This is a genomic window from Nostocoides australiense Ben110, assembly GCF_001050535.1.
Classification (GTDB): domain Bacteria; phylum Actinomycetota; class Actinomycetes; order Actinomycetales; family Dermatophilaceae; genus Nostocoides_A; species Nostocoides_A australiense.
On record NZ_HG764815.1, the window covers coordinates 3,635,487 to 3,638,592 of the forward strand.

General features: G+C 70.6%; 3 protein-coding genes and 1 pseudogene. 3 read left to right on the forward strand and 1 reads right to left on the reverse strand.

The annotated features are described in order from the left end of the window. Positions 1–17: 17 nt before the first annotated feature. On the reverse strand, positions 18–941 hold the full coding sequence (locus BN11_RS17825; RefSeq protein ID WP_048699641.1) for a sulfite exporter TauE/SafE family protein: 924 nt from the start codon (positions 939–941) through the stop codon (positions 18–20). Between the two features lie 330 nt (positions 942–1,271). On the opposite strand from BN11_RS17825, the gene BN11_RS17830 reads away from it, so the two are divergent. From BN11_RS17830 to BN11_RS17840, 3 genes and pseudogenes are all read left to right on the forward strand, one after another. Beyond that, positions 1,272–1,736, forward strand: coding sequence for an RrF2 family transcriptional regulator (locus BN11_RS17830; RefSeq protein WP_048699642.1), 465 nt, complete (start codon positions 1,272–1,274; stop codon positions 1,734–1,736). A gap of 250 nt (positions 1,737–1,986) precedes the next feature. Beyond that, positions 1,987–2,505, forward strand: a pseudogene (gene rpsP, locus BN11_RS17835) (30S ribosomal protein S16); the annotation flags it as partial. Positions 2,506–2,633: 128 nt separating this feature from the next. Beyond that, complete coding sequence (locus tag BN11_RS17840) at positions 2,634–2,876, forward strand: RNA-binding protein (RefSeq protein ID WP_048701896.1); 243 nt, start codon at positions 2,634–2,636, stop codon at positions 2,874–2,876. Positions 2,877–3,106 lie beyond the last annotated feature (230 nt).

Below are 3,106 nucleotides of genomic sequence, written 5' to 3' on the forward strand. Positions count from 1 at the left end.
GTCAGCCGCGTCGTATGTCAGTGGGTGGAGTGTCCGACGAGCGCCGCGTTCTCCTCGTCGGTGGTGACGCCCCCGGTGCGGTCGAGGCGGTGCTGCATCACCGACCAGGCGATGGCGCTGGCCCAGCCGGCCCAGATGAGGCCGTAGATCGTCCACGTCGTCGCCGATGACGGGTCGACCCAGTCCGATCGCAGGATCGTGCGGGTGTTGGTCAGGATGATCAGGCCACCGACGGCGGAGCCGAGGATGCGGGCGGGGACATGCCTGGCCAGCCAGGCGGCGATCGGGGCGGCGATGGCGCCACCGATGAGGAGGGCAGCCACCCAGGTGAAGTTGATGCCCTCCGATCCGAGCGCGAGCAGGAAGCCCAGGCTGGCGGCGACGGTCACGAGGAACTCGCTCGCCGAGATGGAGCCGATGACCCGGCGCGGCTCGATGCGGCCGCTCGCGAGCAGGGCCGGCGTGCCGACCGGGCCCCAGCCGCCGCCGCCGGTGGCGTCGAGGAAGCCGGCGAACAGGCCGAGCGGGGCCAGGAAGCGGGCGCGCAGCCGCTGGCCGAGTTTGTCGGTGCGCACGCCCTTGAACGTGAAGCGCAGCAGCACGTACAGGCCCAGGACCAGCAGGATCGCGGACATGACCGGCTTGGCCGTGTCGGCATCGAGGTTCGACAGGGCCGTCGCGCCGAGGAAGGCGCCGACCGCGCCGGGGATGCCGACCTTGACGACGACCATCCAGTCGACATTGCCGAAGCGCCAGTGACTGAGTCCGGAGACGAGGGTGGTGCCGATCTCGGCGAGGTGGACCGTGGCCGAGGCGGCGGCCGGGTTGGTGCCGATCGCGAGCAGCAGTGTCGAGGTCGTGACGCCGTAGGCCATGCCGAGGCCGCCGTCGACGAGTTGGGCGGCCAGGCCCACCAGGGCCAGCAGGACGAGCTTGCGCATAATCATCCCCTAGAAAGGTAAATCCCATTGGTTTAATAGGAAAGCGGCATGACTTTAACTCCGGTCCGGGTTGCGCGCAAGTCCCCGTGGGGACGGGCTGCCGCGGGCGGGGCCGACCCGTGACCTTCTCGGAGACGCCGCGCCCGTGAGTAGCCGACCCGTGACCTTCTCGGAGACGCCGCGCCCGTGAGTAGCCGCCAACTCCGTGAGAAGCCGCCAACTCCCTCAGGTATTTGTGCGGGAGTTCGCGGGATCTGAGGCGGTTCGCGGGATCTCAGGCAGTTGGCCCGCGCGGCGCGGGCCGCACGGGGAAAGTGCCAGGATGACGGCGTGAACATCTCGGCCCGCACCGACTACGCGATTCGCGCGTTGCTGGCGCTGGCGGACGCACAGGCGCAGGACGCCGGGCCGGTTTCGGCGGAGGCGTTGGCGGGGGCGCAAGGGCTGCCGAAGAAGTTCCTCGAGGCGATCCTGCTCGACCTGAAACGGGGCGGGTTGGTCTCGTCACGGCGGGGCAGCGCAGGGGGCTACCAACTGGCCACGGGCGCAGACGAGATCCGGCTCGGGGCCGTGGTGCGGATCGTCGACGGGCCGCTGGCGGAGGTGCGCGGTATTCGTCCGCAGGACGCGGCATACGACGGGGTGGCCCAGCACCTGCCGGTGGTGTGGGTGGCGCTGCGGGCCAGCCTGCGCAGCGTGCTGGACGAGGTGAGCCTGGCCGATGTCCTCAACGGTGACCTGCCCGAGCAGGTCCGCGAACTCGCCGAACATCCCGACGCCTGGCGCAACCGCTGACCGCCCCGCGTCGGCCTCCGACGTCGATCTGCTCGCCGATCGACTCGGCCCTGGGTCAGTTCGCCGCCAGTCCGGTTGTGCCGGCCTCGCGGGCGGTGGCGTCACCAGCGGTGTTGGACGCGTGCGACAATGGAGGTTCGTACACCTTCGCCTGCGGGCCTCCCCGCGGCGATACCTACCCCGAGTCACGGCCCCCCGGGCACTCCTGCGCGGTCTTGCCGGACTCATATCGGAAAGAGAGACCACACACGTGGCCGTCAAGATTCGTTTGAAGCGGATGGGCAAGATCCGCACCCCGTTCTACCGCGTCGTCGTCATGGACTCGCGCACCAAGCGCGATGGCCGGGCGATCGAGGAGATCGGCAAGTACCACCCTACCGAGGAGCCCTCGCTCATCGACATCAACTCCGAGCGTGCGCAGTACTGGCTCACCCAGGGCGCGCAGCCGACGGAGGCCGTCGAGGCGCTGCTGAAGATCACCGGTGACTGGCAGAAGTTCAAGGGCGAGCCGGGCGCCGAGGGCACCCTGAAGGTCAAGGCCGCCAAGGCAAGCAAGAAGGAGCTCTACGAGGCCGCCGTCGCGGCTGCGGGCAAGAGCGCCGACGCCGGCCCCGCCACCACGCCGCGCAAGGCGGCCAAGAAGGCCGAGGAGGCCCCGGCCGCTGCTCCCGCTGCTGAGCCTCCGGCCGCTGCTGAGGCTCCGGCTGCTGAGGCTCCGGCTGCGGACGCGGCTGTTGAGGCTCCGGCTGCTGAGGCTCCCACCGCTCAGGCTCCGGGTGCGGACGCGGCTCCTGCCGCCGACACCGACGGATCCGGCGCCGCTGCCGACAGCGTCGACGCCGACGCGGACGCCACGACGACGGCCGAGGCCGCCGCCGAGGTCGCAGAGCAGTGACCCTGCTCGAAGAGGCGCTGGAGCACCTGGTCACCGGCATCGTCGACCACAAGGACGACGTCGCCGTGCGATCCAAGGACCTGCGCCGGGGCAGCCTGCTGGAGGTCCGGGTCCACCCGGACGATCTCGGCCGGGTCATCGGCCGCTCGGGCCGCACGGCGAGCGCCCTGCGGACCGTCATGAGTGCCCTTGCGGGCGGTCAGAACGTCCGGATCGACATCGTCGACACCGACCGGGTGCGCTGAGCGCCGGTTCGACGAATCACGGCCGAGGGGCTGGATGGCTGAGCCGTCCGGCCCCTCGGCCGCTTTGCGTGGTGCCGCCGAGCAAGGGGAGGCAGGGTGCCGACGACCTCCACCCCCCCCGTGAGGCTCGCGGCGCCGAGCGTTTCCGGAATCGAGGGTTTCGGGGGCGAGGTTTTCCGGACCCGATCGGTGTCAGCACCCGATCGGTGTGAGGACCCGATCGGTGTCAG